The organism is Gilliamella sp. W8145 (assembly GCF_016101145.1).
Classification (GTDB): domain Bacteria; phylum Pseudomonadota; class Gammaproteobacteria; order Enterobacterales; family Orbaceae; genus Gilliamella; species Gilliamella apis_A.
In genome coordinates, this window is the sequence record NZ_JACFRC010000001.1 from 468,826 (window position 1) to 494,526 (window position 25,701).

27 protein-coding genes are annotated in these 25,701 nt (G+C 33.2%); 16 read left to right on the top strand and 11 right to left on the bottom strand.

Annotation, left to right across the window (positions count from 1 at the left end; all coding sequences use genetic code 11):
• Positions 1 to 101: 101 nt before the first annotated feature.
• Positions 102 to 452 (top strand): hypothetical protein, encoded by a 351-nt coding sequence (locus tag H3T80_RS02070; RefSeq protein WP_198199706.1) that lies wholly within the window; start codon positions 102 to 104, stop codon positions 450 to 452.
• Positions 453 to 984: 532 nt separating this feature from the next.
• Here the strand turns inward: H3T80_RS02070 and priC are convergent.
• Both priC and yfbV read right to left on the bottom strand, forming a co-directional pair.
• Complete coding sequence (gene priC, locus H3T80_RS02075) at positions 985 to 1,491, bottom strand: primosomal replication protein PriC (RefSeq protein WP_198199708.1); 507 nt, start codon at positions 1,489 to 1,491, stop codon at positions 985 to 987.
• A gap of 10 nt (positions 1,492 to 1,501) precedes the next feature.
• Positions 1,502 to 1,957: a terminus macrodomain insulation protein YfbV gene (gene yfbV / locus H3T80_RS02080; protein ID WP_198199711.1), complete on the bottom strand. Its 456-nt coding sequence runs from the start codon at positions 1,955 to 1,957 to the stop codon at positions 1,502 to 1,504.
• 193 nt (positions 1,958 to 2,150) lie between these two features.
• On the opposite strand from yfbV, the gene H3T80_RS02085 reads away from it, so the two are divergent.
• The 3 genes from H3T80_RS02085 to guaA all read left to right on the top strand — a co-directional run bounded on the left by H3T80_RS02085 (position 2,151) and on the right by guaA (position 7,700).
• Complete coding sequence (locus H3T80_RS02085; RefSeq protein WP_110447983.1) at positions 2,151 to 3,356, top strand: acetate kinase; 1,206 nt, start codon at positions 2,151 to 2,153, stop codon at positions 3,354 to 3,356.
• Between the two features lie 69 nt (positions 3,357 to 3,425).
• The gene (gene pta, locus H3T80_RS02090; protein ID WP_198199713.1) at positions 3,426 to 5,576 is read left to right on the top strand and encodes a phosphate acetyltransferase; all 2,151 of its coding nucleotides are present in this window, start codon (positions 3,426 to 3,428) and stop codon (positions 5,574 to 5,576) included.
• 540 nt (positions 5,577 to 6,116) lie between these two features.
• On the top strand, positions 6,117 to 7,700 hold the full coding sequence (gene guaA, locus H3T80_RS02095) for a glutamine-hydrolyzing GMP synthase (protein ID WP_198199714.1): 1,584 nt from the start codon (positions 6,117 to 6,119) through the stop codon (positions 7,698 to 7,700).
• 127 nt (positions 7,701 to 7,827) lie between these two features.
• Here guaA and H3T80_RS02100 read toward each other — a convergent pair whose 3' ends face one another.
• Positions 7,828 to 8,199, bottom strand: a complete 372-nt coding sequence (locus H3T80_RS02100; protein ID WP_198199715.1) for an EthD domain-containing protein — start codon at positions 8,197 to 8,199, stop codon at positions 7,828 to 7,830.
• Positions 8,200 to 8,271: 72 nt separating this feature from the next.
• Here H3T80_RS02100 and H3T80_RS02105 point away from each other — a divergent pair, with 72 nt between their 5' ends.
• From H3T80_RS02105 to H3T80_RS02120, 4 genes are all read left to right on the top strand, one after another.
• Positions 8,272 to 8,628 carry a MerR family transcriptional regulator gene (locus H3T80_RS02105; protein WP_198199716.1) on the top strand — a complete coding sequence of 119 codons (357 nt, stop codon included), beginning with the start codon at positions 8,272 to 8,274 and terminating at the stop codon, positions 8,626 to 8,628.
• A 348-nt stretch (positions 8,629 to 8,976) separates the two neighbouring features.
• Positions 8,977 to 9,501, top strand: coding sequence for a low molecular weight protein arginine phosphatase (locus H3T80_RS02110; RefSeq protein ID WP_110447976.1), 525 nt, complete (start codon positions 8,977 to 8,979; stop codon positions 9,499 to 9,501).
• 237 nt (positions 9,502 to 9,738) lie between these two features.
• Positions 9,739 to 10,209, top strand: coding sequence for a YhcH/YjgK/YiaL family protein (locus H3T80_RS02115; RefSeq protein ID WP_198199717.1), 471 nt, complete (start codon positions 9,739 to 9,741; stop codon positions 10,207 to 10,209).
• Positions 10,210 to 10,235: 26 nt separating this feature from the next.
• Positions 10,236 to 11,174: a sugar kinase gene (locus H3T80_RS02120; RefSeq protein ID WP_086356949.1), complete on the top strand. Its 939-nt coding sequence runs from the start codon at positions 10,236 to 10,238 to the stop codon at positions 11,172 to 11,174.
• A 105-nt stretch (positions 11,175 to 11,279) separates the two neighbouring features.
• On the opposite strand, the gene H3T80_RS02125 is transcribed toward H3T80_RS02120, so the two are convergent.
• The gene (locus H3T80_RS02125) at positions 11,280 to 12,017 is read right to left on the bottom strand and encodes a cyclase family protein (RefSeq protein ID WP_232350074.1); all 738 of its coding nucleotides are present in this window, start codon (positions 12,015 to 12,017) and stop codon (positions 11,280 to 11,282) included.
• A 322-nt stretch (positions 12,018 to 12,339) separates the two neighbouring features.
• Between H3T80_RS02125 and uvrA the strand changes: the two genes are divergently transcribed.
• The 8 genes from uvrA to H3T80_RS02165 all read left to right on the top strand — a co-directional run bounded on the left by uvrA (position 12,340) and on the right by H3T80_RS02165 (position 20,154).
• Positions 12,340 to 15,180 carry an excinuclease ABC subunit UvrA gene (uvrA, locus tag H3T80_RS02130; RefSeq protein ID WP_198201095.1) on the top strand — a complete coding sequence of 947 codons (2,841 nt, stop codon included), beginning with the start codon at positions 12,340 to 12,342 and terminating at the stop codon, positions 15,178 to 15,180.
• A gap of 37 nt (positions 15,181 to 15,217) precedes the next feature.
• Positions 15,218 to 15,817, top strand: coding sequence for a glycerol-3-phosphate 1-O-acyltransferase PlsY (plsY, locus tag H3T80_RS02135; protein ID WP_146208327.1), 600 nt, complete (start codon positions 15,218 to 15,220; stop codon positions 15,815 to 15,817).
• 200 nt (positions 15,818 to 16,017) lie between these two features.
• A complete protein-coding gene (recR, locus tag H3T80_RS02140) occupies positions 16,018 to 16,623 on the top strand; it encodes a recombination mediator RecR (protein WP_110447973.1) in 606 nt (201 codons plus the stop codon).
• An 86-nt stretch (positions 16,624 to 16,709) separates the two neighbouring features.
• A complete protein-coding gene (locus H3T80_RS02145; RefSeq protein WP_110447972.1) occupies positions 16,710 to 17,528 on the top strand; it encodes a pyridoxal phosphatase in 819 nt (272 codons plus the stop codon).
• Positions 17,529 to 17,547: 19 nt separating this feature from the next.
• Positions 17,548 to 18,258: a tRNA pseudouridine(65) synthase TruC gene (truC, locus tag H3T80_RS02150; RefSeq protein WP_198199718.1), complete on the top strand. Its 711-nt coding sequence runs from the start codon at positions 17,548 to 17,550 to the stop codon at positions 18,256 to 18,258.
• A 226-nt stretch (positions 18,259 to 18,484) separates the two neighbouring features.
• The gene (locus tag H3T80_RS02155) at positions 18,485 to 18,898 is read left to right on the top strand and encodes a DUF4878 domain-containing protein (RefSeq protein WP_110447970.1); all 414 of its coding nucleotides are present in this window, start codon (positions 18,485 to 18,487) and stop codon (positions 18,896 to 18,898) included.
• 119 nt (positions 18,899 to 19,017) lie between these two features.
• The gene (locus H3T80_RS02160; RefSeq protein WP_198199719.1) at positions 19,018 to 19,464 is read left to right on the top strand and encodes a DUF4878 domain-containing protein; all 447 of its coding nucleotides are present in this window, start codon (positions 19,018 to 19,020) and stop codon (positions 19,462 to 19,464) included.
• 81 nt (positions 19,465 to 19,545) lie between these two features.
• Positions 19,546 to 20,154 carry a YiiX/YebB-like N1pC/P60 family cysteine hydrolase gene (locus H3T80_RS02165; RefSeq protein ID WP_198199721.1) on the top strand — a complete coding sequence of 203 codons (609 nt, stop codon included), beginning with the start codon at positions 19,546 to 19,548 and terminating at the stop codon, positions 20,152 to 20,154.
• A gap of 155 nt (positions 20,155 to 20,309) precedes the next feature.
• Here H3T80_RS02165 and H3T80_RS02170 read toward each other — a convergent pair whose 3' ends face one another.
• The 7 genes from H3T80_RS02170 to H3T80_RS02200 all read right to left on the bottom strand — a co-directional run bounded on the left by H3T80_RS02170 (position 20,310) and on the right by H3T80_RS02200 (position 25,543).
• Positions 20,310 to 21,374 (bottom strand): tyrosine-protein phosphatase, encoded by a 1,065-nt coding sequence (locus H3T80_RS02170; RefSeq protein WP_198199723.1) that lies wholly within the window; start codon positions 21,372 to 21,374, stop codon positions 20,310 to 20,312.
• A 9-nt stretch (positions 21,375 to 21,383) separates the two neighbouring features.
• Positions 21,384 to 22,199, bottom strand: a complete 816-nt coding sequence (locus H3T80_RS02175) for a PTS system mannose/fructose/sorbose family transporter subunit IID (RefSeq protein WP_198199724.1) — start codon at positions 22,197 to 22,199, stop codon at positions 21,384 to 21,386.
• Positions 22,196 to 22,993: a PTS sugar transporter subunit IIC gene (locus H3T80_RS02180; RefSeq protein ID WP_198199725.1), complete on the bottom strand. Its 798-nt coding sequence runs from the start codon at positions 22,991 to 22,993 to the stop codon at positions 22,196 to 22,198. The genes H3T80_RS02175 and H3T80_RS02180 overlap by 4 nt, the downstream gene beginning before the upstream one ends.
• A gap of 42 nt (positions 22,994 to 23,035) precedes the next feature.
• A complete protein-coding gene (locus H3T80_RS02185; protein WP_198199726.1) occupies positions 23,036 to 23,509 on the bottom strand; it encodes a PTS sugar transporter subunit IIB in 474 nt (157 codons plus the stop codon).
• Positions 23,510 to 23,520: 11 nt separating this feature from the next.
• Positions 23,521 to 23,952, bottom strand: a complete 432-nt coding sequence (locus tag H3T80_RS02190; protein WP_198199727.1) for a PTS sugar transporter subunit IIA — start codon at positions 23,950 to 23,952, stop codon at positions 23,521 to 23,523.
• Positions 23,953 to 24,150: 198 nt separating this feature from the next.
• The gene (locus H3T80_RS02195; protein WP_198199728.1) at positions 24,151 to 25,002 is read right to left on the bottom strand and encodes a MurR/RpiR family transcriptional regulator; all 852 of its coding nucleotides are present in this window, start codon (positions 25,000 to 25,002) and stop codon (positions 24,151 to 24,153) included.
• 244 nt (positions 25,003 to 25,246) lie between these two features.
• Positions 25,247 to 25,543, bottom strand: a complete 297-nt coding sequence (locus tag H3T80_RS02200; RefSeq protein ID WP_110447961.1) for a DUF6694 family lipoprotein — start codon at positions 25,541 to 25,543, stop codon at positions 25,247 to 25,249.
• Positions 25,544 to 25,701 lie beyond the last annotated feature (158 nt).

Consider the following 25,701-nt stretch of genomic DNA (forward strand, 5'->3'; position numbering starts at 1 on the left):
TATTTCTTTGATGTTTGTACATTAATTTGGGTGTTTTTATCTTCTGATTTATAATGTTTACTCACATTTTTTGAATAAAAGAAATATTTTTGGGGTTATTTATGGAGTGGACTGGTTCTTGGAACTCTTTTTATTCAACTAAACCTATAAATGTTGTTTTCTCCGAATGGAGAAAAAAAATGATAGCTATTAACTACAAAAGTTATTATAACCCTTGGATGGGAGACGAGTGGTTATTTAGTTATAAGAATAATGAAATGCTTGAATATCACTATGAGAATGGTTATAACATTGATATGCAAGGTGAAGGCTGTGTAACGATAGAAGCTAAAAAAGTTTCATTGAACGCGGTTGCAACTTTGATTGAATTTGAAAGGGAAACGAATTTCGAACCTTACAATATTAATCTACATCTTAAAGACTTATACTACTATGTTCTAGTTCTACCATAGGAATTGGAAAATTCGGAATTTAGTCGTAAGCTACACGAATTATTTATTAGTGTACTTAAAGTATAAAATTAACTTAGTAAATATGAAGGATTTTTCGTATTTTATCATTTATTTAATTTGAGGAAATAACATCTTTTTATCTATTTGATTCGTAATCATTTATGATAACTAGCTATGAGGGGGGTATTTAATAATATCTACTCACTTTTCTTTAAATTATCAATTAATAGCGGTTATTTTATCTGTTAGGGAATTATTTGTTTAATAAATAGATTTTTATTTTTATTAAAATAGTAAAATAATAGCTATCATGTTTAAATTTTTACCAAAATGATGTATTCATAATTTTAATTTAAAAAGTTTTAGTTTGTATATATTGTTATATTTGTTATAAACGAGCATTATTTAGCTTTAGATAGGCTAAAGTGTACCATTTAACCATGATGATTTAGATAAATAATCAATATGCAACCAACATGCAGTGATGGTCACTGTTAATATCTCAAATTTGCATTGATAAAAATAATTCAACTTAATCGAAGACCTCATTTTCCATATCTAACTCAATTTTTTTTATCGCTTGTTCACAACGATATATTCGATTATCTAATGCTGCTATTTTTGTATAATCAATAGCCTCAGGCGATAGTTCTAATTCATATTTCATCTCTTGCAATCGTCGCAGATAATCTAAATGTCTGGAATGTTTTTCTGCAACGGTTTCTTGAATTACATAACTTGTTGATTGCTTGCGTAAATGTACAGTAGCAAGCTCACGACTTAGTGCAGTAATTTGGTCAATAAGTTTTTCTGATAAAAATTCAATTTGACTTAGTTTTTCGGTTAAAGCTGCATCACAGAGAGAATGATAAGTAAGCTTTATCTTATCGATATAAAATTGAAAATCGACCTCAATCTTACTGCTATTAAACAGATGTTCATCAAAATAGTGTTCTTGATAAGTGGGTTGATCAGATAGGTTGATCTGTTGCTCAAGTTGATTTATCTGATCTTTTAATTTTTCCAAAAAATTCTGCATAGATATATTTTCATGGTTGGTTAGATGTATCATCATCTTGTCCAAAATAGTTACCTAGATGAATCTTAGATAGATTCATCAATTTCATTAGTGCTTCAAACGTTAATTTTTCATTAGGATTTCGGTTTGGACTGATTATTTTTTTTTCAATTAGTTGTGATTTAATTCGGTTATAACCATCAACCAAATATAATGGTAGTGGCGATTGAGATCGATAGCCTAACCATAATATTCCTTGAATAGGTAAGCTTAAAGCAAATAGAATAGTAACAATCGTTACTGCTAATTGTGCTGGCAGATAATATTGCCAAACAATTAAGCCAATAATGATTGGTGGTAATATTTTTTTTGCGGTTTTTATGTGGTTAATAATTTTTAATTCCGGAAATGAATATGAAAGCGCCTTATCTTTGGGGCAAAGATCCATATATGTTTGACCTGCCTTAAATTTTTTAACTAAATTCATCTGATTTGGATTCCTCGACATTCACATTTTAATGTCTTAAAATAGTGTCATTCAAATTGGGGGCTCTCTTTATTTTATCTTAAAAACCAAGATATCAGAAGTCGCCTTGTATATCACATTGATTATTTAATCATGTGTAGAGTTACCAATTTTGATTGGTATATATCTTTTTATTCAATTTATAGGAATTACTATGTCATCAAGTAATAACGCTCTTGTTCTGAATTGTGGAAGTTCATCTTTAAAATTTGCAATCATAAACCCTGAAAATGGTGATGAATTTTTATCTGGCTTAGCTGAATGTTTTCACCTTCCTGATGCTCGTATTAAATGGAAATTAGATGGTGAAAAGAAAGAAGCTTCTTTAGGTGCTGGTGCAGCGCATAGCGAAGCAATCCGTTTTATTGTTAACAGTATTTTTCCACAAAAACCAGAATTATTGGATAGTATTAAATCAATTGGACACCGTATTGTTCATGGCGGTGAGAAATATACCCAATCAGTTGTAATTGATGATTCAGTATTAAAAGGAATTGAAGAAGCAGCGGCTTTCGCACCTTTACATAATCCTGCGCATTTAATTGGTATTCGTGAAGCTTATGCCGCTTTTCCTCATTTAAAAGATAAAAACGTCGCAGTATTTGATACCGCATTCCATACTACAATGCCTAAAGAAGCATATTTATATGCAATCCCTAATGAATTATATACTAAACATGGTATTCGTCGTTATGGTGCTCATGGTACAAGCCATTATTATGTTAGCCGTGAAGCAGCTAAATTATTAAATAAACCAGTTGAAGAAACTAACGTGATCACTTGTCACTTAGGTAATGGTGCCTCTATTACTGCGGTTAAAAATGGTAAATGTGTTGAAACTTCAATGGGGTTAACGCCACTTGAAGGCCTAGTTATGGGTACACGTAGTGGTGATATTGATCCTGCTATTATGTTCTTCTTACATGACAACTTAAAAATGTCTGTTGCTGATATTAACAACTTATTAAATAAAAAATCTGGTTTACTAGGTTTAACGGGTGTTAGCAGTGATTGTCGTTATGTAACCGATAATTACGATAAAGATGAAAATGCAAAAAATGCCTTAGATGTTTTTGTTCATCGTTTAGTAAAATACATTGGTGGTTATGCAATGTTATTAGACGGTCGTTTAGATGCAATCGTATTTACTGGTGGTATCGGTGAAAATTCTGAAGAAGTTCGTCGTATGGCTTTACAAAAATTAAGCTTACTTGGTATTGAACTTGATCAAGAACGCAACTTAGCGGCTCGTTTTGGTAAAGGCGGTACAATTACTAAAGATGGTTCAGTAATCGCGATGGTAATTCCAACCAATGAAGAACTCGTCATTGCCCAAGATGCTGCACGTTTAACAGCTTAAAAGTTTTTAAAACCGCCTATAAGGCGGTTTGTTTTTTGGATTTAATAAAGAATTAAGAGGAAACAAATTATGTCTCGTACCATTATGCTGATTCCAACAGGTACCAATGTTGGTTTAACAGGTGTAAGTCTAGGTGTTATTCGAGCGATGGAGCGTCAAAGTATTAATTTAAATGTATTTAAACCAGTTGCGCAACCAAGAGCAGGTGGCGATGCCCCTGATAATACAACTACTTTAGTTAGCACTAACACATCAATTCCTACGTTAAAACCGTTAAAAATGAGTCATGTTGAAAACCTATTAGGTTTAAATCAACAAGATGTATTAATGGAAGAAATTGTTGCGCTGTATGCTGAAAATACCAAAGGTGCTGATGTTGTCTTAGTTGAAGGTATTGTACCGACAACTGATTATCCTTTTGCTAATGAATTAAATAATAACATCGCTAAAACACTTGGCGCTGAAATTATTTTTGTTGTAAATATGGGTAAAGATAATCCAGAACAGTTAAAAGATCGTATTGAGATTGCACGTTCTAATTTTGGTGGCATTAAAAATGATAAGATTATTGGTGTCATTGTTAATAAAGTCAATGCTCCAGTTGAAGAGCAAAACCTTGCTCGTCCTGATGTAGCCGAAATTTATCATACGCCAAAATTTGATAATAAAAAAATCACTATTAAGGATTTAAGCGAACATAGTCCGTTACCAGTTCTTGGCTGTATTCCTTGGAATATTGATTTAAGTGCTTGCCGAGCAATCGATATTGCTAAACATTTTGACGCAAAAATTATTAATGAAGGTGCAATTAAAAATCGCCGAATTAAACATGTTTCTTTCTGTTCTCGCAGCGTTCAAAATATCATCAATCACCTGCAACCTAATGCGCTTTTAGTGACTTCAGCCGACCGCGCTGATGTATTGGTTACTATTAGTTTAGCTGCGATGAACGGTGTTGCCATTGGTGGGGTATTACTAACTGGTGGTTACGATATTGATGAAAAAGTGTATAAGTTATGTCAACCAGCATTTGATACTGGTTTACCAGTATTTACGGTTAAAACCAATACATTCCAAACTTCAATTAATTTACAACAATTTAATTTAGAAATTCCAGTTGATGACAAAGAGCGTATGGATAATACTCAAAACTTTGTTGCTGACCATATCGATACAAATTGGATTAAATCATTAAACGAAGTTGTAAGTTCTACTCGACGTTTATCTCCACCAGCATTCCGCTATCAATTAACTGAACTTGCTCGTAATGCGAAAAAAGTGGTGGTATTACCAGAAGGTGACGAACCAAGAACTATCAAAGCTGCTGCAATTTGTGCAGAGCGCAACATTGCAAAATGTGTGCTGATTGGTAATCCAGATGAAGTTCGTAAAGTGGCTGCATCGCAAGGTGTTACGTTAGGCGCCGGTGTTGAAATCGTTGATCCAGATAGTATTCGTGAAAAATATGTACCACGTTTAGTCGAATTGCGTAAAAACAAAGGTATGACAGAAGTCATTGCTCGTGAGCAATTAGCGGATAATGTGGTACTTGGTACAATGATGCTTGAAGCAAACGAAGTTGATGGTTTAGTTTCAGGTGCGGTACACACTACGGCTAATACAATTCGCCCACCATTACAATTAATCAAAACTGCACCAGGAAGCTCACTTGTATCATCAGTGTTCTTTATGTTAATGCCTGATCAAGTTTATATTTATGGTGACTGTGCAATCAATCCAGATCCAAATGCGCAAGAGCTTGCGGAAATTGCTATCCAATCTGCTGATACTGCAATTGCCTTTGGTATTGAACCACGCGTTGCAATGATCTCTTATTCAACCGGAAGTTCTGGTCAAGGTGCCGATGTTGAGAAAGTAAAAGAAGCAACTCGTATAGCACAAGAAAAACGCCCTGATCTAATGATCGATGGTCCATTACAATATGATGCTGCCGTTATGCCTGATGTGGCAAAATCTAAAGCACCAAATTCACAAGTAGCGGGTAAAGCAACCGTATTTATCTTCCCTGATTTAAATACTGGTAACACCACTTACAAAGCGGTACAACGTTCAGCGGATCTTGTCTCAATTGGTCCTATGTTACAAGGTATGCGTAAACCTGTGAACGACTTATCACGTGGTGCATTAGTCGATGATATTGTTTATACAATCGCATTAACAGCTATTCAATCAGCACAAGAACAAAATGCTACTAAATAGTTAGTATTTATATTGTAATTTATGAGAGGTTATTTATAGCCTCTCATTTATATCTCTCCCATCACTTCTCTCATTCTTAAATACAGTTTTTTGATTGCAATTTTATACATGACATAATACTTTTCGGACTGGTTTTTAGCTCTTTAGGGTTTATATTTATGTGATATAAATTATATAAATGTGAATTTACTATCTGTTTAAACTATTATCTATAGATAAATTCGAGTTATTTTTGCATTAATAATAACGAATTTTAAAGTAACAACATTGAGTTTTGCGATATAGTTCGATTTTTAATGACCTTTATTGAAGTTAAGACGCAATTAATTTTCTTAATACGCTAAATAATTTATATCTCTCTTTGCAAACAGCTATTTTCTCATATTGATTAAGATAGTCATGTACAAAATAAGATTATAAACCTTTATGTCGTAGGATGAATATACAAAAAAAATGTTTATACGCTATTTAAGCTTAATAATTAGATGATACAATAGCCACCAACTTTTATATTAGCCCATATTTTAGGAATTAAGATTGATGAATAAAGACATCCACCAGCAGCGTATATTAATTTTGGATTTTGGCTCACAAGTAACGCAATTAATTGCTCGACGAGTTCGTGAAATCGGTGTTTATTGTGAACTTTGGCCATGGGATGTTTCGGAAGAAAAAATTAAACAATTTAATCCTAAAGGTATCATTTTATCGGGTGGTCCCGAAAGTACTACCGAGCAAAGTAGCCCTCGTGCACCTGAATATGTATTTAATGCAGGAGTGCCGGTATTAGGTATTTGCTATGGTATGCAAACAATGGCGATCCAGTTAGGTAAGGGCGGAGTCGTTACTGCATCTAATCAACGTGAATTTGGTTATGCTAAAGTAGATATTGTTGCAAAATCAAAATTAACAGACGGAATTTTAGATAGCATTAATGATCAAGGTATTAATCAGCTTGATGTTTGGATGAGCCATGGTGATAAAGTAACCTCATTACCAGACACATTTAATTTAATCGGTCAAACAGAAACCTGTCCATTTGCTATTATGGCAAATGATGAAAAACAATTTTATGGTGTACAGTTTCATCCTGAAGTTACTCATACTGTTAAAGGATTTGAACTATTACAACGCTTTGTTATCGATATTTGTCATTGTGAAAAATTGTGGACACCTTCTTCAATTATTACTGATGCCGTGGCACGTATTAAAGAGAAAGTTGGCCAAGATAAAGTATTATTAGGTCTATCTGGTGGTGTTGATTCTTCGGTTACTGCACTATTATTACATCAAGCAATTGGCGATCAATTAACCTGTGTTTTTGTTGATCATGGTTTATTACGTTTAAATGAAGCACAACAAGTAATGGACATGTTTGGTGATAAATTTGGTTTAAATATTATCGCGGTTAATGCTGAAGATCGCTTTATGGCGGCATTAAAAGGTGAAGCAGATCCTGAAGCTAAACGTAAAATCATTGGCCGAGAGTTTGTTGCAGTTTTTGATGAAGAAGCAGCAAAACTTAAAGATGTAAAATGGCTAGCTCAAGGGACTATTTATCCCGATGTTATTGAATCAGCCGCCGCTGACACAGGTAAAGCGCATGTTATCAAATCTCACCACAATGTCGGTGGTCTACCAGAAGATATGAAAATGGGCTTAGTTGAACCATTACGTGAATTATTCAAAGATGAAGTACGTAAAGTTGGTTTAGAACTCGGTTTACCATACGATATGCTATATCGTCATCCATTCCCTGGACCAGGTTTAGGCGTACGCGTATTAGGTGAAGTGAAAAAAGAGTACTGTGATTTACTACGACAAGCGGATGCTATTTTTATCGAAGAACTTTACAAAGCTGAACTATACCACAAAGTTAGTCAAGCGTTTACCGTATTCCTACCGGTACGTTCAGTTGGTGTTATGGGCGATGGTCGTCGCTATGATTGGGTTGTTTCGCTACGTGCCGTAGAAACCATCGACTTTATGACTGCCCATTGGGCGCATCTTCCATACGACTTTTTAGGAAGAGTATCAAACCGTATCATTAACGAAGTTAATGGTATATCACGAGTGGTCTATGATATCAGCGGCAAACCGCCAGCGACTATTGAGTGGGAGTAGCACTTTCTCAGTTGTTATCTTCAATTAATATCTAAAAGCCATTCCATATCGAATGGCTTTTTTATTGTAAGATTTTAAAAAATTATTAAACTAAACGTACAGCTAACAATAATCATTCATTTTACATTTAGATGATTATTCGCTCTGTTGCATACCAGATTAGCGATTGTGAGTGATCGACAAATTGATTTTCATCATCTAATAATAATTGGATGGCTCTTTTGGCTTCAGGTGAAGTTCTGATACTTAACATTTTTTCTTTACTTTGCCAGTAAATTTCAGCCATTCCATCAAAATCAAAAATAGGTGCATCTCTGCTATTGCGCATAGCATTTCCCGGTTTTTTATCCTGTAATGGAACACTTTGGACGTAATGAAGAATTCCTAGCGCTTCTTTTTGTGAATTAACCAAATTTGCATGATGGTTATGCCAATAGTTATCAAATTCTTGATAACTTAATGTCTTTTTGCGTTTAACTAACGTAATTAATTTGATCATTTAATATCTCCTTTAATAAATAAAACCATATGGTAAAGTATGACAGGGCTGTTAGAGTCAATAGGAGGTGTTATGAAAATTGGTGAATTATCCAAACTTAGTCAAATTAGTATAAGGATGCTTAGATACTATGAAGAAGAAGGACTTCTTTCACCAAAACGCACAGTTTCAGGTTATCGTCAGTTTGAAATAGAGGACATTGACCGAGTTAAACTCATTCATAAATTAAGTAGTGCCGGATTAACATTAAAAGTTATACGTAAGATCCTTCCTTGTTGGCAATATCAAAGTAACAAATTTTCTCCTTGTAAGGAGTTTAAAAATGGCTTGAGTGAAACACTTTTAAAACTTGATAAACAAATTGAACTTTTACAACAAAGTCGTAGTCATTTAATAACCTTGTTAAAGGAAAATAATGAAAATAAGTAAAATTAAGATTGTTTAAATAGGCTTTCAATCGTCAAATGCTAAAATTAAAATGGGATATTACCTAAAATTAAAAGATATTGGAGAAGCTAATCCTCCGCAGAGTAGGGTTATTGTTTATCATTTTAATTACAACGTTATTGATAAAAATTATGAATAGTTTTCTTTTAATAATCCTATTATATCGCTAGACAGTGGTTATTCTTGTTTATTTTTGCAGATTAAATATGATCTAAATAATGAAATAAATAGGATGTTATAGACCTAAACATTGAAATAAAGCTAAATTAGAATTTTATGTTATTTTTGTTATTATAAAATCGAATTTTTAGTTAATTATTAAGGTAAAACATGTTTAATTTAAAAAAATATTTAGTTGGTTTATTGGCATTGTTTAGTGTTTCTTGCTATGCATTCGATCATGTTGTTACTTTTGTTTGTACAGGTAACACAGGCCGTAGCCCTATGGCCGAAGCATTGGCTAAGGATTATGTTGACAAACATAATCTCAATATTGAGGTTCGATCACGGGGTGTTAATGTTGATCCAAGTGAATTAACACCAGAAGAAGGTACAGTTAAGGTATTAAAAGATAGAAATATTGATATATCTTCACATAAAGCAACGCAATTAGTGAAAGAGGATATCGATAAATCAGAATATTTACTGACAATGACGCAAAAACATAAAGATAAAATTTTGGATAAATTCCCAGAATCGAAAGATAAAGTATTTACATTATCTGAATTTGCCACAGGTAAAAATGAAGATCTTTCTGACCCATACAAATTACCATTATCTGCTTATATCAAAGTAGAAAAACAATTAGATAAATTTTTACCATTGGCATTGGATAAAATTGCCAAAGAGAAATAATTTGATCTAAATATATTCTTATAAATTTTCTTTTTTAAAACCGCATAATTGCGGTTTTTTAATATTTACGTGATTTCGATAATAGATTGTTTTTCCTAATTTTTAATAAATGAACTATAAAAAATTATTGCTTGAGTATATACTCTTGCCTAAAGATTTTATTCTTCCATATAGTTGTATGTAGAAGAGTATAGTGAATAGTTATTGCATCAATTTATAAGTGAAGGAGCATTGAGTATGATTTTAGGTAATGTTAATCATTTGGATTTAGTTCCATACTTGCCGGCCAAAATTAAACAATCGATTGAATACGTAAAGGACAATGTTAATGGCAATACACCAGCTGGTCGTTATGATATCGATGGTGACAATATGTTTTTTATGGTGTCAGATAATTCATTAAGATATATTCATGACGCTAATCCTGAATATCATAAAAAGTATATTGATGTACAAATTGTTTTAGAAGGGCAGGAAGGTATGGCTATTTGTACTTTGCCTCCACACACTCAAGTTTTAGATGATAAAATAGCGGAAAATGATATCGCTTTTATCAAAACGCCTAACGAAGAAACTATGTTAGTATTACAGCCTGACGATTTTATTGTTTTTTTACCCAATGAAGTTCATAAACCACTTTGTGCTGTTGATAATAAGATTGCTACGGTTCGTAAAGTTGTGGTAAAAATTGCATTGAATTATTTATAGATAGAGTAAGGATTTTAGGTAACACTATGACTACAAATATCGCTGTTATTGGCGAATGTATGATTGAGCTTTCAATAAAACAAGATTCAACAACCCGTAATTTTGGTGGTGACACTCTTAATACCTCGGTTTATTTATCGCGTTTGTTGACCAATAAAGATTTTTCGATTCACTATGTGACAGGCTTAGGAACCGATCCTTTTAGTCAAGAAATGCTTGATAGTTGGCAAAAAGAGCATATCTCAACTGATCTAGTTCAAAGAATGGCTGATAAAATGCCAGGACTTTACTCCATTGTGACTGACGAGCAAGGTGAACGTTCTTTTTATTATTGGCGTAATGATGCAGCAGCTAAATTTTGGTTAAAAACAGCCGAAACAGCCAAAGTTACTGAACAAATTGCTAAATGTGATTATGTTTATTTAAGTGGTATTAGTATCGCAATTTTAGATGCAGAAAGTATCGTTAAATTATTAGCGTTATTAAAACAAGTTAAGGCGAATGGTGGTAAGGTTATTTTTGATAATAACTTCCGTCCTCGTTTATGGAGTAGCTTTGATTTAGCTCGTAGCGTTTATTCAGATATTTTGTCATACACTGATATTGCCTTTTTAACTTTAGATGATGAAGATTTATTATGGGGTAAATTACCTTATGAACAAGTTATTGAGCGTACTAAAAACTTTGGTGTTTCGGAAATAGTGATAAAACGTGGTAGTGATAGTTGCATCATTGATTCTTTGGAAGGTCGTTTTGAAGTTCCAGCTAATAAAATTGCTAAAGAAGATGTTATCGATACTACAGCTGCTGGTGATTCATTTAGTGCTGGTTATTTAGCTGCTCGTTTAAGTGGTAAAACTCCTTCACAATCAGCCAGTCAAGGTCATCTAGTGGCAGGAACTGTGATTCAGTATCGTGGTGCTATAATACCTTTGGACGCTACACCAAAATTAATTGAGAATTAATAAATAAAACGGTCTTAATGACCGTTTTTTATTGCAAATCAATATTTACCGAAATATTAGCCCTTAATATCTAACCAAAATAGATAGTAGGGCATGATGAATAAATTAAGGTAATATAGCAAAAGAACGAACCGGAAAACCTGATGCATTATTAGGTTTGGCTACAATATTAAAGATAACTGCTCCTTTAGCTGGCAGTTGATCTAAATTGGTCATTAATTCAACTTGATAAGTATCTTGCTCTAAAACATAGTATTCGCCTTTTAAAGCATTATTTTCCCTAAATGCTTTGGCTGAATCAGTATCAAAAGTTTCATGACCAATAGCTTTAATTTTTCGTTCTTCAAATAAAAATTTCAGTGCATCAAGTCCCCATCCCGGAATTTGGTTATTCCCATTAGCATCTTTGTTTTCCATTGCCGTTTGTGATGGCCATTTTTTACTCCAATCAGTTCGTAATGCAACAAAGCTACCAGCTTCAATTTGTCCATGCTGCTGTTCAAAGCTTAATACGTCTGCTACTGAAAAAGAGAAATTAGGATCTTGTTGTGCTCGTTGCGATTGGTCGATAACAATTAACGGTAATACTAGTTCTTGTAATTGTAATTCATGCAAATAGCGAGTGTTAGGCACAAAATGAATAGGCGCATCTAAGTGAGTGCCATATTGTCCAGCAAAACTAAAGTTTTGTGCTAAAAAACCATCATTATGATCAAATAGCGTTTTGATTTCGGCTGGATTAAACATAAAAAAATGTGGTGAATTGTGATCAAATGCATGGGTCAAATCAATCCATTTTTTTGATTTTAATAAATTTAAAGCTTGTAATACATCGTTATTCAAAACTATTCCTCACACTATAAAACACAATTACTTGTTTATTGTAAAATGGTTATATTTGTTAAACAAATAATTTTAAGTTATAGAAATATAATTTTTAGTTCTAATCTATTAAGAAAAATTTTGAGGAACGGGGTTTTTGAATGATTAAAAAATGCTTTATTTTTATTATTTAATGAACAAATTTGGTTTATATTATTGAAATTTTACTAACCGACCCTATTGAGCTATATAGTTGTATATTTAATCATTCCATACTGGTATAATATACAGTTAATCTTTTGTCTATTTATCTAAACACACATATAAGAAGAGATCTATGTCAATTAAAGATATCGATATTCGTGGTGCAAGAACACACAACTTAAAAAATATCAATGTAGTTATTCCAAGAGATAAATTGGTTGTAATTACTGGTCTGTCTGGGTCTGGTAAATCATCACTAGCGTTTGATACCTTATATGCTGAAGGACAAAGACGATATGTTGAGTCGTTATCAGCTTATGCTCGTCAATTTTTATCACTAATGGAAAAACCTGATGTTGATCATATTGAAGGTTTGTCGCCAGCTATTTCGATTGAGCAAAAATCAACATCACATAATCCGCGATCAACGGTCGGTACAATCACCGAAATTTATGATTATTTACGTCTGTTATTTGCTCGAATTGGTGAGCCACGTTGTCCAAATCATAATTTACCATTAGCTGCGCAAACAGTTTCGCAAATGGTTGACAGTATTATGGCATTACCTGCAGAAAATCGTTATATGTTACTTGCGCCAGTGGTTACTGAGCGTAAGGGTGAGTTTGTGAAATTATTCGAACAACTTGCTGCTAGCGGTTATATTCGAGTTCGGGTTGATGGTGATGTTTATGATCTCTCCGATCCTCCGACACTTGAGCTACAGAAAAAACATACTATTGAAGTGGTTGTCGATCGTTTTCGTATTCGTGATGATTTGAAACTACGTTTAGCTGAGTCAATTGAAACAGTACTTTCAATTACCAATGGTATTGTTAAAGTCGCGAATTTGGATGATCCAAAAGCTGAAGAACATCTATTCTCAGCCAATTTTGCTTGCCCAATATGTGGCTATAGTATTTCGGAACTTGAACCAAGATTGTTTTCATTTAACAATCCAGCTGGTGCTTGCCCTGAATGTGATGGGTTGGGGGTACAACAATATTTTGATCCCAATCGAATTGTTCAAATGCCGGAAGTTTCCTTAGCCGCAGGGGCGATTAAAGGTTGGGATAGACGTAATTTTTATTACTTTCAGATGTTAAAATCGTTAGCTGAACACTATAAATTTGATATCGATCAACCATATCAAAAATTATCTGCAAAAGTGAAAGATATTTTACTAAATGGTTCTGGTGGAGACGAAATACAGTTTGTTTACACTAATGATCGTGGTGACGTTGTGAAGCGTAAACATGCTTTTGAAGGTATTATCAATAATCTTTCTCGTCGCTATAAAGAAACCGATTCGCAAACAATTCGTGAAGAGTTAGCTAAATATATTAGCCATCGACCTTGCCCATGTTGTGAAGGTTCAAGGTTATGTAAAACAGCTCGACATGTATTTATTAACGATACTAATTTACCAACTATTAGTAATTTAAGTACCCAACAAGCGAAGGACTTTTTTGATAAGTTAACATTGACCGGACAACGGGCGCAAATAGCTGAAAAGATTTTAAAAGAAATAAATGATCGGCTGCAATTTTTGATTAATGTTGGTTTAAATTATTTAACTTTATCTCGTTCTGCTGAAACCTTATCGGGTGGTGAAGCGCAACGTATTCGACTGGCTAGCCAAATTGGTGCCGGATTAGTTGGTGTGATGTATGTTCTTGATGAACCGTCGATTGGTTTACATCAACGTGATAATAGTCGCTTGATTGATACATTGACTCATTTACGTGATTTAGGTAATACCGTTATAGTCGTTGAACATGATGAAGAAGCGATTATGGCTGCTGATTATGTTATTGATATTGGCCCTGGTGCAGGTGTTCATGGTGGTGAGGTTGTTGCACAAGGTACGCCAAAACAGATAATGGAATGTAAAAATTCATTAACGGGTAAATACCTTTCTGGTGAGGAAAAAATTGAAATTCCTGCTGAGCGAACCAAAATCGATAAGAAAAAAATGTTATCACTCATTGGTGCGACGGGAAATAATCTTAAAAATGTTACCTTGAATATTCCAGTTGGCTTATTTACGTGTATTACTGGTGTATCTGGTTCCGGTAAATCAACTTTGATTAATGACACTTTGTATCCTTTAGCCCAAAATGAGCTTAATGGCGCGGAAAAAAGTGACATTGCACCTTATGAGGCTATCAACGGATTAAATTATTTTGATAAAGTCATCGCAATTGATCAGAGTCCTATAGGTCGAACACCACGTTCAAACCCTGCTACATATACTGGATTTTTTACGTCAATTCGGGAACTTTATGCTGGTGTGCCAGAAGCTAGAGCTCGAGGTTATAATCCAGGAAGGTTTAGTTTTAATGTCAAAGGCGGGCGCTGTGAAGCTTGTCAAGGTGATGGTCTAATAAAGGTCGAAATGCACTTTTTACCAGATATCTATGTACCTTGTGATCAGTGTCATGGTGCAAGATATAATCGAGAAACATTAGAGATTAAATACAAAGGTAAATCGATTAATGAAATCCTAAATATGACGGTTGAAGAAGGGCGTGAGTTCTTTGATGCAGTACCTATGATTTCACGTAAATTACAGACTTTAATTGATGTTGGTCTTGCTTACATTACCATAGGTCAATCAGCAACTACTTTATCTGGTGGTGAAGCACAACGGGTGAAACTTGCAAAAGAATTATCTAAGCGAGATACTGGTAGCACACTTTACATACTTGATGAGCCAACTACAGGTTTACATTTTGCCGATGTAAAACAATTGCTCGCTCAATTACATTCTTTAAGAGATAAAGGCAATACTATAGTCGTGATTGAACATAATTTAGATGTTGTCAAAACTGCTGATTGGATTGTCGATCTAGGTCCTGAAGGAGGAAGTGGTGGTGGTGAGATCATTGCTGAAGGTACCCCTGAAGATGTTGCTAAATCGAAAAAATCCTATACAGGTCAATATTTAAAACCATTATTGCAACGACAAAAAGATAAATAATCTAGACTAAAACTACGGTAACCATAGGAGAGGTATTTTGACATTACAAATTATATTAATGATCATCATTGCTTATCTCTGTGGTTCACTGTCTGGCGCCATGATTATTTGCCATGTGATGAAGTTACATGATCCTTCCTTGCATGGCTCTCATAATCCGGGCGCAACCAATGTATTAAGAATTAATGGCCGTTTACCTGCCGTTATCGTATTAATATTTGATATGTTAAAAGGAGCGATTCCTGTTTATATTGCTTATCGACTAGGGATATCACCTTTCTTTTTAGGCATAATTGGTATTTCAGCTTGTCTTGGTCATATTTTCCCTTGCTTCTTTCATTTTCGTGGTGGTAAAGGCGTTGCAACTGCTTTAGGCATGATGGCGCCTATTGGACTTGATTTTACTGGCTGTTTTCTTTTAACGTGGTTTTTGGCGCTAATTATTACTGGCTATTCATCTGTGGCTGCAATTGTTGGCTTTCTTTTTGCACCTCTATTTGTCTGGTTTTTCAAGCCCGAGTTGACGTTACCTGTGACAATGCTCTCTTGCTTAATCATTATTCGTCATAGTAGTAATATTATGCGGCTATTTAAAGGTGAAGAGCCAAAAAGCTATGCTAGGCATAACAAAAAATAGCTTAATGGGATATTTATTTTTAACTGCTAATCATTATTAATGATGAAAATTTGAAAAGTATAAAACAAGTAATTTAACGTTAGGTTTTTCAAAATTTAATTAATTTGGAATTGAAATAATAGAATATTTCTTGTTTTATACATAATTGAAACAAGGTATTATTGATTAATTATTATAACTATATGGTAACAAAATAATTCATGCAAATCAGTCCTTTACTCGAATCACTTATTAGTGCACTGCGCTGTTTACCTGGTGTTGGTCCAAAATCAGCACAACGAATGGCTTATCATCTATTACAACGAAACCGTCAAGCAGGACTTCATTTAGCTCATGAGTTAAATGAGGCAATGAATAACATTGGCCATTGTAAAGCATGTAGAACTTTTACTGAGCAAGAGATCTGCACTATTTGTGCTAATGTTCGCCGTCAAAGTAGTGATCAGCTCTGTGTGGTTGAATCTCCAGCAGATATTTTTGCCATTGAGCAAACTGGACAGTATAGTGGTCGTTATTTTGTTTTACTTGGCCATTTATCGCCACTAGATGGCATTGGACCAAGCGATATTGGTCTTGATTTACTAAAAAGCCGATTAGCGTCAGAATCGATTCATGAGGTTATTTTAGCAACCAATCCAACAGTTGAAGGTGATGCAACAGCTAATTACATTGCTCAGATGTGTAATGAGTTTAATATCGTTGCGACTCGTATTGCCCATGGCGTTCCTGTAGGTGGTGAACTTGAAATGGTGGACGGAACTACCTTATCGCATTCATTTGTTGGTCGACAAAAGATAGACTTTTAGTGTTATTTTATGGTTAATATCAATAGATAAATAGATTATTTAGTAAATATTCGTGGATTTGAGCAAAAATTAGAAAGAGAGATGTTATGAAATATAAAGCAGTTGCTTTTGATATGGATGGTACTTTACTGGCGAGTAATCGTTTAATCCTTCCTGAAACAGTAGAGATGATCCAAAAAATTATGGATAAAGGCATTAAAGTTATTTTAGTCTCTGGTCGTCATCATACGGTAATACATCCTTATTATTATCAACTCAAATTATCAACACCAGCAATTTGTTGTAATGGATCTTACTTATATGATTTCAAACAACAACAAAATTTTGCTGCAAAACCGATGACTAAACAGCAAGCAAAAACTTTATTGAACTTAGTCAATCAGTTTGGTATTCATACCATGATTTACACAGATCAAGTTATGAATTATGAAATTCTTGATGATCATTTAGAAGGATTCTTTGGATGGTTGAACTCATTACCAGAATTTTTACAACCAGAAGTTAAAAAAGTTGATAATTTTGAACAAGTCATTGAACAGGCCAATATGATTTTCAAATTTGCTACCAGTAGCCATAATTTATCTGCCTTAAAACAATTTTCAGATGCAGTTGATGCACTTGAAGAGTTTTCTTGTGAATGGTCATGGTCGAATCGTGCCGATATTGCAGTTAAAGGTAATACAAAAGGCAATGGATTAAAACATTGGGCTGAACATGAAAATATTAAACTAAGTGAAATCGTTGCTTTTGGTGATAGTTATAATGATATTAGTATGTTTGCTATTGCAGGACTAGGTATTGCTATGGGTAATGCCGATGATGAAGTTAAAGCCAAAGCTAGTTATACGATTGGCGATAACAATAGCCCTAGTATTGCTAATGAACTTGAAAAATTATTTTTATAGTCAAATAGGTTAATTAAGCATGGTTTTTGAGGTTCTTTATCAGGACAATGATTTAATAGCAATAAACAAGCCAGAAGGGTGGTTGGTACATCGTAGCTGGCTTGATAAAAATGAAACAGTGTTTGTAATGCAAACATTACGAGATCAAATAGGGCAACATGTTTATCCTATTCATCGTTTAGATCGACCAACCTCTGGAGTATTAATTTTTGCGCTATCTAGCGATATCGCTCGTTTATTATCACAACAGTTTGCTGAAAAACAGATTGAAAAAACTTATCATGCTATTGTACGAGGTTATGTTGATGGTGAAGATACTATTGACTATCCATTAGCTGAAGAGTTAGATAAAATTGCTGATAAATTTGCCAGCAAAGATAAGCCAGCACAAGAAGCAATAACCTTTTATAAAGGCCTTAGTAAAATAGAATTACCTATCGCAGTAGGCAAATATTCAACAGCTAGGTACAGTTTTGTTGAGTTAAAACCGCAGACCGGTCGAAAACATCAATTACGTCGCCATTTAAAACATATTTTCCATCCAATTATTGGTGATAGTAAACATGGAGATCTCCATCAAAATCGTGCTTTTGGTTATTATTTCGGTGTTAAACGTCTTATGTTACATGCTAGCACTATCAAAATGATGCATCCCGTCACCCATGAACCATTAACTATCCATGCAAATTTAAGTGAAGAGTGGTTAACAATATTAAAAAAATTTAGATAAAGTTAATGGCTTTATTGATAATTAATTTCAATTTATTAGTGGTATTTAATTTTTTTATTTGCAAAACAAATTTTATTGCATTATCAACTGAGTTACTATAACCTTAAACCGCATATCTAAATCGTTAACAAGATTTGCAAAGCACTTATCTTCATGTTTTCAAAGTATTGTTAACATTTTCAGGCATTAATAATAATTAAATTTAGTAAATTATTTAGGAAAAACAATGAAACGATTAACTCAGTATGTAAGTATCTTCTTTTTAACTTTATTCGCTATTGCGTGTTCATCAGGTGAAAGCTCACCAGAAAAAGTCGCAGAAAAATATGTATCAGCTATTTATAGTGGCGATGCAGATGCTGTAATAAAAATGATTTATATTCCAGAGGAAGACAAATCTTCAGGTGCTAGCACAATGATTACCGGTAAATTGCAAGACGGAGCAAAAAGAGCTAAAGCTTATGCTGAGGAACATGGCGGCATTGATAAAGTTGAATATCAACCAACTAAATATCTAAATGATGATAAAAGCCGTGCTATCATTGGAATAAATGTAATCTTCAAAGATAATGCTAATAAAAATGAAGACCTTAAATTAACCAAAGTTGATGGTAATTGGTTTATTGAAGTCGGTTTTTAGTTTTTAACATCACAATTTTGGTTGTTTAAATATACAGGAAAATAAAGGTTATTTTACTTTTTTGTAGTTAAATAAATATAGGAACATATTGAATACAATATCAAATAGGGAAATACAATATGAAATTGTTAGTTAAATTTTTAAGTGTATTTTTGTTAGCTTTAATGCTTACCGCCTGTTTTTCAGATGACAATACGCCTGAAGTGGTAGCTGAGAAATTTATTAAAGATGCTTATAGTGGCGATATTGAAGGTACTTTTGATGCTTTATATGTTCCTTATTTCCATATTCCTGGTGCTGTATATATTCCTAATGAATTAAAAACCAAAGGTGTAGATGTTAACGATTTAATAAAAAGTAAATTGAAAATTGCTATCGACAAAGCAGTTGCTACTACAAAAGAAAATGGTGGTATTGATCGAGTAGAATTATCTTCTACCGAATATAATAATGATCACACTAGAGCTAATATCAAAACAACCATTATCTTTAAAAATGGAACTGATAATAAGTCAGATTTTTCATTAATAAAAGTTGATGGTAAATGGTTAATTAATATGGAATAGCTCTTATAATTATTTGATAATTTAAAAAGGCGAGTCTCATCGTTGAACTTTTTAAATTAATAATGAAAAAATTCAAACTTTATGAAATTTTCCTATTATATTTTTATTCTTTTTCTTTTTATAAAAAATCCAGTTTATGCTCAAGAATCAGCAAATTCCGATAATTCCTATAAAGAAAAGAGTTCATTAATTCATGTTGGGGATTGGATTTTTCGTAGTGGTGTTCAGACAGATAGTCTTATTGTAAAAAAACTTGATGGCGGTATATTTTCTCATATAGGCATGGTTGTCGCGATTGAACCGGAAATAAAAGTTATTCATGCCACGACTACTGATGATGAAAATACTCCAAATCAAGTTATTATTTCAAGTTTGGCTGATTTTACCGCTCCAGAATTAGCTGAGAAATATGCCATAGCGCGGCCAAACTTTTTAACAGACGAGCAAAAGTCTCAAATTATTGCCGAGCTGTTAACTAAACAAGGAGAGCTGTTTAAACTGGCTTCTCGTGAGGAAGACCATTTATATTGTACTACGTTATTGTATGACGTTATTATCAAATATAAATCTGATTTTAACCCAGAATGGAAATATGCTAATTTCCCTTTATTGCGTGGTCATTATCTATTTCCGAGCGCTTTTGCCAATTATTCTGATATCACTTGGATATATAGTTATCCGGACAACTAAATAATTAATACTGGAAGGTTTATAATAAAATCACGTTTAATTAGTCACGGTTCAGTTCGTTTATTATTGAAAAATTGCCTCTGACAAAACAGATAAGAGAGTAGATTTAAAAAAAGCGTAATGGAATAATTACGCTTTTGATAAAGGTTATTAAGTTAAGATTCTAGATAAATAGCCTGCATTTTTTCAAAATCTTGATCGGTGAAACCAAGTTCTTGTTTAATATAATTGCTTGGTGTTCCAGCAACTTTTTTCATCGTATTAAGTATTTCTAATACGAAACTTTCACGAGTATCAATTAGACTTAGCAAATATCCTAAAACATCCTCATTATCGGTTATTTTTCGATAAGCTTCCATTTTGATTTTATTACGTTCTAATCGGTTATCGTGAGTTAACATATAATCATAAATAATATCTGATTCAGATACACCTAACATTATCTGGATAAGTAACACGCCATAGCCAGTCCTATCTTTACCTCCACGACAGTGTTGAATACTTGGACTATTGTTGCCATCTAATACTACTCTTAGCATTTGTCGATAAGCATTCTTCGACTTTTCACTCAATACAAAGTTACGATATTGCTCCAGAACTTGAATTCCTTCGCCATTGACTAATTCTTTCGGAATATCTCTCAACACACTCTCAATTAGAGCTCGATCTTCATTGCTGGGATCGGCTGCAAATTGAGCTGCAAGTTCTGCTGTTTGTGCTGAAGCATCAAAATTAAAGGTTTGCTTTTCACCAATTGAAGAATTCGGACTAGTTTTAATTTCATTTTCACAACGATAATCTATAATTGTTTGAATGTTTAATGTTTTAATATACTGTTGCGCATCTGGTTTTAAACCATGAAGATGATTAGAACGGTATAATAATCCCCATTTTACCCGTTTCCCATTTGCACCAATATAACCACCAAAATCACGGAAATTATTTAGACCTGTAATTGGTAAAGTTCGTTCAGCAACTAAATATGAGAAATCATTACCAATTTGTAAAATCAGATAAATACGACGTTTTGCTTGTAAAGGATCTTCAAAACTAAACGGCGATTTTATATCTTCACTGATTAATGTTTTATTTGTTGTATTAACATTTGCTTCTTCAGTCCAGTATAAATCTACACGATGATCTGAATTGTTTTCAAATGAGACAGTTAATTGACCTTGCTTATTGCGGTTTAATAAAGCTGTTTTAATTTTAACTACCATATTTATTCCTTACTTTAAAATACCAAACATTGAAAATATTACCCCAATCACCATTACTGCCAGTATTAAACTAACTGTGTATTTCCCTTGAAATTTCCTAACGATGAAGAATGTGGCTAACGCAAAAAGTAAGGTTAAAAAATTTGGCATGACTTTATCGAACATCTCTTGGACTTTAATCGATTGTTCGCCAACACTAATTGTTAGGGGGGTAGCAACGTTGACCGTTGATGCAATGAGCGAACCCAAGACCATGACACCAACAACATTAGCCAAGTTACTTATTCTTTGAATAATATTTGAATTTTTTGATTGTTCAATTAAATCTACACCCTTGTTATAGCCATAATGAATAAAGAAATATTTGCTTAATACATTAACAAGGTTATAAATTAAAAACATTAATATAGGACCAATGATATTGCCTTGCAACGCGAAAGCAGCGCCAATACTGCCGCAAATTGGCATCCAAGTAAATTTAAGTAAACTATCACCTAAACCTGCAAAAGGGCCCATTAAACCAGCTTTAACAGAGACTACCGCATCTTTTTCTTCTTCACTGGTTTTCTCTTCCATTGCAGCGGTGACCCCCAAAATTAACGCACCAGCATTAATTTGAGTATTAAAAAATTCTAAATGGCGCTTCATTGCACGGATACGCGTTTCTTTATCAGCATCCTTATAAAGGCGATCTAATACTGGGGCCATACAATGGGCAAATCCTATCATTTGCATTTTTTCATAGTTATATGAAAATGACATAGTTTGTAGGTTCCAAAATATACGATTTAGATCTTTTTTAGTAATTTTATGTAGAGTACTCATAGATCATATTCCTCTTCAGTGTTGCTATTCATTGATGTTTGGTTATCGGATGATTCATTATTATTACTGATTCTGCCATTAGTTGACGCCATGTCATATAAGACTGCGAAAGCTAGAGCAATAAATGTCACTGGAATAATTGGTAATTTTAAATAGGTTGTTAGCATGAAACCTAATAGGAAAAAGAACCACATTCTGCCTTTGAGTAACATCAGTAATAAAATACAAATACCTACTGCTGGAATTAATTTGGAAGCAACGCCCATACCATCAATGATACTTTTTGGAATTGCATCTAAAATAGTTTTAACTAAATCACTACCAAAATAAATTGCAATAAAACATGGAACAGCTCGAATTAAAAACCAAAGTGGTGTTGAGAAAAAGTGAACTTTAGCCAGCGCTTTATAATCACCATTTAAAACAGAACGTTCAGCCCAAGGATTTAAAAAACAGGCAAATGAGCGCCATATAATAAGCAATTGTTGGCATAACAATGATACAGGTACGCCTAATGCAATACCGGTAGCAATGCCTCCGCCAGTAGTAATACCTAGTGAAACCCCGATAATGGCACCGGCAACAATGTCTGGTGCGGAATATGCACCTACGTTACCAATACCCATCCACATTAACTCTAGCGTGGCGCTAATTGCTAACCCTTGAACCATATCACCCATAATAATACCTGCAACGGTACCTGTTAATAATGGGCGACGTAACATCTGCGGACCAACATCATCCAATGAACAAATTCCCGCCCAAATGGCGACAAGAATAGCTTGCGTTAACATATGTTAACCTCCAAATTATAAATAAATACTTTCAAACATTATTTAGTTAAGTAGTGATTGCAGATCGACTATTGGATCTTTAGGCACCATCTGTACCTCAACTGGAATATTTTTAGCAATAAGGTTTTTGAATGCTTGCTCCTCTTCTGGTGTTACTGAAACCGCTCTTGATAATTGATGTCGACCATCTTGCATTCGCATACCACCCACATTCACTTTTTCCAGCGCTAATCCACCTTCAACTAACGCATTAACATCAATACTATTTGTGAAAAGCAACATGGTTCTTTTTTTGATCGGGGTCTTTTTTAAAATTTCGATAAATTGTTGTACTCCAAACACTAAAACTTTTAGTCCAGGAGGTGCCGACATAGTGAGTACCGATTGCTGAACTTTATCACCAGCGACTTTATCATTAATAACTAATACTTGTTCTATGTCATAGTTTTTTACCCAAGTAGTAATAACTTGTCCATGAATCAAACGGTCATCAATTCTGGCTACATTTATTGGCATTGGTCTTCTCCTTACAACTCATTAGATTGTTCTTGTTGAACATTTAGAATCTGCCGAACATCTTTACAGCTTTCAGGAAAAGTTTCCTCAATAGCTAATTTGGCATCATTTAATGTTCCTTCACGATTATTTAAAACTTCAAGTAATACTGGAATATTAAAACCACAAAATAGCAATACATCATCATGCGATATGAGCAGTTCAGTGGCTAGATTGCAGGGCGTTCCCCCCATAATATCTACCAATATAATTACGCCATTACCTTGGTTAAGTTTTTTATAACTACTTTGCATTTCCTGACGTAAATTATCGATATTACTATCAATTAAAACTGATATAACATGAATATTGTCTTGTTCGCCCATAAGCATTTGAGCACACTCTAAAGCGCCTTGAGAAAATGGACCATGACTAGCTAAAATGATGGGTAAAGGATGTGGCATAAAAATTTCCTTATCATGTAATTTTATTACTAAATATTGTTATTTATTTAGTAACAAAGTTACATCTACAGAGGGAAATAGTCATCCATTTTTTAAGAAATTTTTATGATTTTGTGAACAAGATCAAATTTATGCAAAGAAAGAGGGAAGAGATAACCAACAAGTTTGTTCTCATGACTAGTATTTTATTTTTGGAGATTATTTTGTTGTTTTTGCCGGATATTTACGCTTTTCTCTGTTTTGGGTTTGTAATAGTAATCGTTCGTCATATTGACGAATAAATAAATTAGTCAATAGCATATTTACAACAGATATTTGTGATATTTTAGAACGTATCGGTATTAATCTTGAAGCATGCTCCATAGAAGTAGTATGTAAAACAAAGGTAGCTAAGGATGAAATTTGGCTTTGTCCCATTTTGGTAATAGCAATAGATGGAACCAAAGATTGATCGGCTAGTTTTAGTAATTCAACACAATCAGGTGTTTCTCCTGAATGTGAAATAATAATGACAAGATCATTCTTATCTAATGTGCTGATAAGACTACGTGTAACGTGAGCATCGAAGTGACAATTGACATCTTTCTTTATTTTAATTAGTTGATATTCAAGTTCTTTACCAACTAAACCACTACTGCCTACACCAAATATAACTATTTTTTGACTATTAATAATTAAATCAATTGCATTATTGAGTGCATGAATATTAACAATGGAGTGAGTTTCATCGATTGAGGATTTTTCCATTGCTTGGACTTTACTATTAACATTAGCAAGAGGATCATTCAAATTGATATCATCTTGTAATATTTCATTATTAAGTTTTTTAGGGATTGAGCCAATAAGATCGACCTTAAAATCACTAAATCCTTTGTATCCTAATTTATTACATAGACGTAATATAGTTGTGGTGCTTACGTGATTGAGTTTTGCTAACGTTTGGATACTCATATTCTTGAGCGCTTGGGTATTTTCAATAATAAAATAAGCAACTTTAAGTTCTTTAGTTGATAAGTCTTTTTTTACTTCTCTAAGCTTTAACTCAATCACTAGACACCTCAAATGTACTGTTATATTGCTGTAAGTATATAAAATTTGGTCAGGAAATTAAAAAATTAATATTTAAAGTCTAAATTATATATAAATTAAATTACCATTATCAAAAGTAATTAAATTAAAATATTGGTAATTTTTCTTTATCTCGATAACTATTTTAAGAAAAATTTACTCAATGAGGTTAAGTCTATTTATAAAAAAACCCGCTAATGCGGGCTTTAGAACTAATTAGATAAGATTATTTATCAAATTCGCTAATAATTTCTTTAGCTGTTTTACCATTAAGTTTGTTTTTGAGATCTTCTTTTACTTTCGCTTCATCACCAGCATTGTCTGGATTAGTTGCCGCTGCAGCTGTTGCTTTAACAATAGCACGAGCGAAAGCAATTTTATCTGCATCACTTAATTTTTCACTAGCTTTTTTAACAGAACTAGTAAAAGTATCTTGTGTGGTAAAATCAATTTTAGCTGCATCATCACCACAACCAATTAACGCAAAACTTAATAATGATACTGCTAATAGTTTTTTAAACATTTCCATTCCTTAAAAATAAATATTATTAAAAGCAGGGCTATTTTTATACTAAAAAAGTTAATTTTCAAGCAATAAATGCATTTTAATTGAAAATAATCTATTACTTTATCTATTTAAATTTAAAAGTTGTGAGTTAGGTCAAATTTTTGTTTTTTATC

What these genes read in the sequence shown, in the direction of transcription:
- H3T80_RS02070 (WP_198199706.1), top strand. Translation starts at nt 102, where the DNA reads ATGGAGTGGACTGGTTCTTGGAACTCTTTTTATTCAACTAAACCTATA.
- priC (WP_198199708.1), bottom strand. Translation starts at nt 1,491, where the DNA reads ATGCAGAATTTTTTGGAAAAATTAAAAGATCAGATAAATCAACTTGAG.
- yfbV (WP_198199711.1), bottom strand. Translation starts at nt 1,957, where the DNA reads ATGAATTTAGTTAAAAAATTTAAGGCAGGTCAAACATATATGGATCTT.
- H3T80_RS02085 (WP_110447983.1), top strand. Translation starts at nt 2,151, where the DNA reads ATGTCATCAAGTAATAACGCTCTTGTTCTGAATTGTGGAAGTTCATCT.
- pta (WP_198199713.1), top strand. Translation starts at nt 3,426, where the DNA reads ATGTCTCGTACCATTATGCTGATTCCAACAGGTACCAATGTTGGTTTA.
- guaA (WP_198199714.1), top strand. Translation starts at nt 6,117, where the DNA reads ATGAATAAAGACATCCACCAGCAGCGTATATTAATTTTGGATTTTGGC.
- H3T80_RS02100 (WP_198199715.1), bottom strand. Translation starts at nt 8,199, where the DNA reads ATGATCAAATTAATTACGTTAGTTAAACGCAAAAAGACATTAAGTTAT.
- H3T80_RS02105 (WP_198199716.1), top strand. Translation starts at nt 8,272, where the DNA reads ATGAAAATTGGTGAATTATCCAAACTTAGTCAAATTAGTATAAGGATG.
- H3T80_RS02110 (WP_110447976.1), top strand. Translation starts at nt 8,977, where the DNA reads ATGTTTAATTTAAAAAAATATTTAGTTGGTTTATTGGCATTGTTTAGT.
- H3T80_RS02115 (WP_198199717.1), top strand. Translation starts at nt 9,739, where the DNA reads ATGATTTTAGGTAATGTTAATCATTTGGATTTAGTTCCATACTTGCCG.
- H3T80_RS02120 (WP_086356949.1), top strand. Translation starts at nt 10,236, where the DNA reads ATGACTACAAATATCGCTGTTATTGGCGAATGTATGATTGAGCTTTCA.
- recR (WP_110447973.1), top strand. Translation starts at nt 16,018, where the DNA reads ATGCAAATCAGTCCTTTACTCGAATCACTTATTAGTGCACTGCGCTGT.
- H3T80_RS02145 (WP_110447972.1), top strand. Translation starts at nt 16,710, where the DNA reads ATGAAATATAAAGCAGTTGCTTTTGATATGGATGGTACTTTACTGGCG.
- truC (WP_198199718.1), top strand. Translation starts at nt 17,548, where the DNA reads ATGGTTTTTGAGGTTCTTTATCAGGACAATGATTTAATAGCAATAAAC.
- H3T80_RS02155 (WP_110447970.1), top strand. Translation starts at nt 18,485, where the DNA reads ATGAAACGATTAACTCAGTATGTAAGTATCTTCTTTTTAACTTTATTC.
- H3T80_RS02160 (WP_198199719.1), top strand. Translation starts at nt 19,018, where the DNA reads ATGAAATTGTTAGTTAAATTTTTAAGTGTATTTTTGTTAGCTTTAATG.
- H3T80_RS02165 (WP_198199721.1), top strand. Translation starts at nt 19,546, where the DNA reads ATGAAATTTTCCTATTATATTTTTATTCTTTTTCTTTTTATAAAAAAT.
- H3T80_RS02170 (WP_198199723.1), bottom strand. Translation starts at nt 21,374, where the DNA reads ATGGTAGTTAAAATTAAAACAGCTTTATTAAACCGCAATAAGCAAGGT.
- H3T80_RS02175 (WP_198199724.1), bottom strand. Translation starts at nt 22,199, where the DNA reads ATGAGTACTCTACATAAAATTACTAAAAAAGATCTAAATCGTATATTT.
- H3T80_RS02180 (WP_198199725.1), bottom strand. Translation starts at nt 22,993, where the DNA reads ATGTTAACGCAAGCTATTCTTGTCGCCATTTGGGCGGGAATTTGTTCA.
- H3T80_RS02185 (WP_198199726.1), bottom strand. Translation starts at nt 23,509, where the DNA reads ATGCCAATAAATGTAGCCAGAATTGATGACCGTTTGATTCATGGACAA.
- H3T80_RS02190 (WP_198199727.1), bottom strand. Translation starts at nt 23,952, where the DNA reads ATGCCACATCCTTTACCCATCATTTTAGCTAGTCATGGTCCATTTTCT.
- H3T80_RS02200 (WP_110447961.1), bottom strand. Translation starts at nt 25,543, where the DNA reads ATGTTTAAAAAACTATTAGCAGTATCATTATTAAGTTTTGCGTTAATT.